Annotated in this window: 6 protein-coding genes; all 6 read left to right on the top strand. The window is 71.7% G+C overall.

The annotated features are described in order from the left end of the window. On the top strand, positions 1 to 1,034 hold a 1,034-nt coding region (gene argJ, locus PLL68_RS11860), incomplete at its 5' end, for a bifunctional glutamate N-acetyltransferase/amino-acid acetyltransferase ArgJ (protein ID WP_324534334.1). 29 nt (positions 1,035 to 1,063) lie between these two features. Beyond that, on the top strand, positions 1,064 to 2,005 hold the full coding sequence (gene argB / locus PLL68_RS11855; protein WP_324534332.1) for an acetylglutamate kinase: 942 nt from the start codon (positions 1,064 to 1,066) through the stop codon (positions 2,003 to 2,005). Further along, positions 1,998 to 3,239 carry an acetylornithine transaminase gene (locus PLL68_RS11850; protein WP_324534330.1) on the top strand — a complete coding sequence of 414 codons (1,242 nt, stop codon included), beginning with the start codon at positions 1,998 to 2,000 and terminating at the stop codon, positions 3,237 to 3,239. Before argB ends, PLL68_RS11850 begins: the two co-directional genes overlap by 8 nt. Then, a complete protein-coding gene (argF, locus tag PLL68_RS11845) occupies positions 3,236 to 4,189 on the top strand; it encodes an ornithine carbamoyltransferase (protein ID WP_324534328.1) in 954 nt (317 codons plus the stop codon). The genes PLL68_RS11850 and argF overlap by 4 nt, the downstream gene beginning before the upstream one ends. Then, complete coding sequence (locus PLL68_RS11840) at positions 4,186 to 4,689, top strand: arginine repressor (protein ID WP_324534326.1); 504 nt, start codon at positions 4,186 to 4,188, stop codon at positions 4,687 to 4,689. The genes argF and PLL68_RS11840 overlap by 4 nt, the downstream gene beginning before the upstream one ends. Positions 4,690 to 4,775: 86 nt before the next feature. Beyond that, the coding region (argH, locus tag PLL68_RS11835) for an argininosuccinate lyase (protein WP_324534336.1) at positions 4,776 to 5,830 on the top strand (1,055 nt) is incomplete at its 3' end.

Genomic DNA, 5,830 nt, shown 5'->3' with positions numbered 1-5,830 from the left:
CCAACCGCGTGGAGGCCGCGCCGGTCACCTGGTCACGCACCGTCATCAGCGACGGACGGGCGGATGCCGTCGTGCTCAACAGTGGTGGCGCCAACGCCTGCACCGGTGCCCCCGGCTTCCAGGACACCCACCGCACGGCCGAGCACGTCGGTGAGGTGCTCGGGGTGGCGGCCGGCGACGTCGTCGTCTGCTCGACCGGGCTGATCGGTGAACGCCTGCCCATGGGGCTGCTGCTGCCCGGCGTCGAGGCGGCTGTCGAGGAACTCTCCGTCGACGGCGGCCTGGCAGCGGCGACGGCCATCATGACGACCGACTCGGTGCCGAAGACCGCGACGGCTGTCCGCGACGGCTGGTCGGTCGGGGGCATGGCCAAGGGCGCCGGCATGCTCGCCCCGGCGCTCGCGACGATGCTCGTCGTCATCACGACCGACGCCGTCATCGAGGGCGCCCACGTCGCCGACGACCTCGACGCCGTCCTGCGCTCGGCCACCGCGATGACGTTCGATCGCATCGACTCCGACGGCTGCATGTCGACCAACGACACGGTGCTGCTCATGGCCTCGGGTGCCTCGGGCACGACGGTGGCCCTCGCAGACCTCACGGATGCCGTGACGCAGGTGTGCGCTGACCTCGCCCGTCAGCTGATCGCCGACGCCGAGGGTGCGCACCACGACATCGCGATCGAGGTGACCGGGGCGGCATCCGAGGACGACGCGCTCGAGGTCGCGCGCTCGGTCGCGCGCAACAACCTCTTCAAGTGCGCCGTGTTCGGCAACGACCCCAACTGGGGCCGGGTGCTGGCCGCCGTCGGCACCACGCAGGCGCTGTTCGACCCTGCCGAGCTGGACGTGTCGATGAACGGGCTGATGGTCTGTCGGGCCGGGGGAGTCGGCGAGGACCGATCCCTGGTCGACCTCACCGCCCGCGAGGTCCGCGTCGTCGTCGACCTGCACGCCGGGTCGGCCACCGCGACGGTGTGGACCAACGACCTGACCCACGACTACGTCCACGAGAACTCCGCGTACTCCACCTGAGCCACCAGATCGCACCGAAGGACACCCACATGCCACCCCCCGACCAGGCTCTGCGCGGCGCCATCGACGCCGCCGCCCTGCGTGTCGCCCAGTCCAAGGCGAGCACGCTCGTCGAGGCGCTGCCCTGGCTCGAACGCTTCCGAGGTGCCCTCGTCGTCGTGAAGTACGGCGGCAACGCGATGATCGACGACGCCCTGAAGGCCGCATTCGCCCAGGACATCGCGTTCCTGCGCTTCGCCGGCCTGCGCCCGGTGGTCGTTCACGGCGGTGGTCCGCAGATCAAGGCCATGCTCGACCGCCTCGGCCTTGCGAGCGAGTTCAAGGGCGGGCTTCGGGTCACGACGCCCGAGGTCATGGACGTCGTGCGGATGGTGCTCACCGGCCAGGTGGGTCGTGAGCTCGTCGGCCTGCTCAACCAGCACGGCCCGGTCGCCGTGGGGCTCTCGGGTGAGGATGCCGGGCTGTTCGGTGCGCGTCGTCGCGGCGTCGTCGTCGACGGCGAGGAGCACGACATCGGCCTCGTCGGCGACGTCGTGCAGGTCGACCCGACCGCTGTCCTGGACCTGCTCGACGCAGGCCGCATCCCGGTGGTGTCGACGATCGCCCCCGATCTCGACACCGACGGCCAGGTGCTCAACGTCAACGCCGACACCGCTGCCGCTGCACTCGCGGCCGCCCTGGGGGCGCGCAAGCTCGTCGTGCTCACCGACGTCGAGGGGGTCTACGCGAACTGGCCCGACAGGGCGAGCCTGCTCTCCGAGCTGTCGGTGACCAGGGCGCGTCGCCTGCTAGAGACCGTCGACGCCGGGATGATCCCCAAGCTCGAGGCCTGCATCCGGGCCGTCGAGGCCGGGGTGCCCCAGGCGCACGTCGTCGACGGGCGCCAGCCGCACAGCCTGCTGCTCGAGGTGTTCACGTCCGAGGGCATCGGCACCATGGTTCTGCCCGATCGGGAGGTCCACGATGAGTGACGCGTCCACGGCATCCGCCACCACGGCATCCGGCGAGGCCACCGCGGCCTGGATCGAGCGCTACGAGGGCTCGCTGCTGAACCTGTTCGGGCGCCCCCAGCTCGTCCTCGACCACGGCGACGGGGCCTGGGTCTGGGACGTCGACGGCCGGCGCTACCTCGACCTCGTCGGCGGGATCGCCGTCAACGCCCTGGGCCACAACCACCCTGCCCTCGTCGCGGCGGTGTCCAAGCAGGCCGGGCAGCTCGTCCACGTGTCGAACTTCTTCACCACCGTCGCCCAGGTCGAGCTCGCCGAGAAGCTGCTGCACCTCGCGAAGGCACCGGAGGGTTCCGCGGTGTTCTTCTGCAACTCCGGCACCGAGGCCCTCGAGGCGGCCATCAAGCTGGCCCGCCGCACCGGCCGCACCGACATCGTCGCCGCGGAAGGCGCCTTCCACGGGCGGACCACCGGCGCGCTGGCGCTGACCCACAAACCGGCCTACCGCGAGCCGTTCGAACCGCTCATCCCCGGGGTGACGCACGTGCCCTGGGGTGATGAGGCGGCCCTGCGGGCGGCCGTCGGCCCGCAGACGTCGGCGCTGGTCCTGGAGCCCATCCAGGGTGAGGCCGGGGTCCGCCCCGCCGACGGCGCCTACCTGCGGCTCGCCCGCGAGCTGACCCACGAGGTGGGCGCGCTGCTCATCCTCGACGAGGTGCAGACCGGTATCGGCCGCACCGGGACCTGGTTCGGTTTCCAGCACACGGGAGTCGTTCCCGACGCGATCACCCTGGCCAAGGGGCTCGGTGGGGGAGTGCCGATCGGGGCGCTGATCACCTTCGGCCCGCGAGTGAGCACGATGCTCACGCCCGGGAACCACGGGTCGACGTTCGGGGGCAACCCGCTCGCGTGCGCTGCCGGGCTGGCGGTGCTCGACGCCATCGAGTCCCAGGGCCTGATCGAGCACGCCCGACTGGCCGGTGAGCACCTCGAGCGCCGGGTGCTGGCGCTCGGGCACCCCCTCGTCACAGGAGTACGGGGCGCCGGTCTCATGCGAGCCATCACCCTGGCCGCTGACGTGTCGGCGACGGTGGCCGCCCTCGCTCGCGAGGCCGGGTTCATCGTCAACCCCGTCGCACCGGATGCGCTGCGCCTCGTCCCGCCCCTCGTCATCACCACGCACGAGCTCGACCTGTTCATCGACGCCCTTCCCGAGCTGCTCGACGCGGCATCGACCCTCAAGGACACCCCATGACCCTGCGGCACCTCCTCGCCGACGACGACCTCTCCGCAGCAGAGCAGCACGAGGTCCTCCAGCGCGCTCTGGCGCTCAAGGCCGAACCGTTCTCCGACCAGTGCCTGGCCGGGCCACACACGGTGTCGATCCTGTTCGACAAGCCGACCCTGCGCACCCAGGTCTCCTTCGTCGGGGCCGTGGCGCACCTCGGCGGCTACCCGATGGTCATCGACGGGCGTCTGGCCGGGGTCGGCGAGCGCGAGTCCGTCGCCGACGTCGCGCGCATCCTCGGCCCGCAGTCGGCAGCCATCGTCTGGCGCACCTTCGAGCAGAGCCGGCTGGAGGAGATGGCGGCGCAGGCCGGGGTGCCGGTGGTCAACGCCCTCACCGATGACTACCACCCGTGCCAGATCCTCGCCGACCTGCTGACGATCACCGAGGTCAAGGGCACCACCGCGGGCCTGACGTTCACCTACCTCGGTGACGGTGCGAACAACATGGCGCACTCGTACCTGCTCGGGTGCGCCCTGGCCGGGATGCACGTGCGGATCGCGACCCCGGCCTCGCACCAACCCCGGGCCGACATCGTGGCCCGCGCCCAGCGTCACGCCGCCGCACAGGGTGGGTCCATCCTCATCACCGACGACCCCGTGGTCGCGGCGAGCGGCGCCGACGTCGTCGCCACCGACACGTGGGTCTCGATGGGCATGGAGGCCGAGAGCGAGCAGCGCCACGGTGCGGCCAGCCCCTTCGAACCCTTCCGGGTCAGCGAGGCGCTCATGGCGAAGGCGGCGCCGGATGCCGTCTTCCTCCACTGTCTGCCGGCCTACCGCGGGTACGAGGTCGACGCCTCCGTCATCGACGGGCCCTCGTCGTTGGTGTGGCAGGAGGCCGAGAACCGCCTGCACGCGCAGAAGGCCCTGCTGTCGTGGCTGATGGAGCAGCACCGTGCCGGGGACGGTCGATGACCATCTCGACGTCGCGTGCTGCCCGCCAGCAGCGGATCGTCGAGATCCTCGCCGCGACACCGGTCCGCTCGCAGACCGAGCTGCTCGACCACCTCGCCGCTGACGGCATCGAGGTCACCCAGGCCACCCTGTCGCGCGACCTCGTCGACGTGGGGGCCGAGCGGGTCCGGGTCGGCAAGAGCCTCGTCTACGCCGTGCCGGGGGAGGGTGGCGACCGAACCGTGCGCCCCGCCACCGACGGTGAGGAGCGCGGCACCCGACTTCAGTCGCGCTGCCACGAGCTGCTCGTGTCGGCCGAGGCCTCGGCCAACCTCGTCATCCTGCGCACGCCCCCCGGCGCGGCGAACTTCCTCGCCTCGGCGCTCGACCACGCCACGATCGACGGGGTGCTCGGCACGATCGCCGGGGACGACACCATCATGGTCGTGACGCGCGGCGCCTCGGCAAGCCGCGACCTCGTCGACCGACTCATGGCCTACACCCGAAGGGACCCCCAGTGACCGACCCGACGAGCCAGTCCGCCGCCGGTGCAGATTCGACCAGTCGGTCAGATCCGTCCCAGCCCGCACAGGGTGCCAGCACCGCCCTGTGGGGTGGCCGTTTCGCCGGCGGTCCGGCGGATGCCCTCGCGGCGCTGTCGAAGTCGACGCACTTCGACTGGCGACTGGCGCTGCACGACCTCGCGGGGTCCCGCGCCCACGCCCGGGTCCTGCACGGGGCGGGCCTGCTCGACGACGCCACCCTCGAGGCGATGCTCGACGCGCTCGACCGGCTGCGGGTCGACGTCGAGAGCGGGGCGTTCGTGCCCGAGCACGGCGACGAGGACGTCCACACCGCGCTCGAGCGCGGTCTCATCGAGCGGGCCGGCGCGGATGTCGGCGGCCGGCTGCGGGCGGGCCGCTCCCGCAACGACCAGGTCGCCACCCTGTTCCGGATGTACCTGCGTGAGCACGCGCGGGTCGTCGCCGGCCTGGCGCTGGACGTCGTCGACGCCCTCGTGGCCCAGTCCACGCGGCACCTCGGGGTCGCGATGCCGGGTCGTACCCACCTCCAGCACGCCCAGCCGGTGCTGCTCTCGCACCACCTGCTCGCGCACGCCTGGGCGCTGCTGCGCGACGTCGACCGCCTGCGCGACTGGGATGTCCGCACCGCGGTCTCGCCGTACGGCAGCGGGGCGCTCGCGGGGTCGTCCCTCGGGCTGGACCCCGAGGCGGTGGCCGCGGACCTCGGCTTCGACTCCTCGGTCGAGAACTCCATCGACGGCACCGCGTCGCGTGACTTCGTCGCCGAGTTCGCCTTCGTCGCCGCGATGACCGCCGTCGACATCTCACGCCTGGCCGAGGAGGTCGTGCTCTGGGCGACCAAGGAGTTCTCGTTCATCACCTTGGACGACGCCTACTCCACGGGGTCGAGCATCATGCCCCAGAAGAAGAACCCGGACGTCGCCGAGCTGGCCCGCGGCAAGGCCGGCCGCCTCGTGGGTGACCTCACCGGGCTCATGACGACGCTGAAGTCGCTACCCCTGGCGTACAACCGCGACCTCCAGGAGGACAAGGAGCCGGTCTTCGACGCCGTCGACACCCTCGAGGTGCTGCTGCCGGCCTTCAGCGGCATGGTCGACACCATGGTCTTCGACACCGC

Source organism: Ornithinibacter sp., assembly GCF_035443565.1.
Taxonomy (GTDB): Bacteria; Actinomycetota; Actinomycetes; order Actinomycetales; family Dermatophilaceae; genus Fodinibacter.
The sequence above is the reverse complement of the archived record's forward strand: the minus strand, read 5'-3'. Positions and strand labels throughout refer to the sequence as shown.

Excerpts from the sequence above, each read along its gene's own strand:
- argB (WP_324534332.1), top strand. The coding sequence starts at position 1,064 with ATGCCACCCCCCGACCAGGCTCTGCGCGGCGCCATCGACGCCGCCGCC.
- PLL68_RS11850 (WP_324534330.1), top strand. The coding sequence starts at position 1,998 with ATGAGTGACGCGTCCACGGCATCCGCCACCACGGCATCCGGCGAGGCC.
- argF (WP_324534328.1), top strand. The coding sequence starts at position 3,236 with ATGACCCTGCGGCACCTCCTCGCCGACGACGACCTCTCCGCAGCAGAG.
- PLL68_RS11840 (WP_324534326.1), top strand. The coding sequence starts at position 4,186 with ATGACCATCTCGACGTCGCGTGCTGCCCGCCAGCAGCGGATCGTCGAG.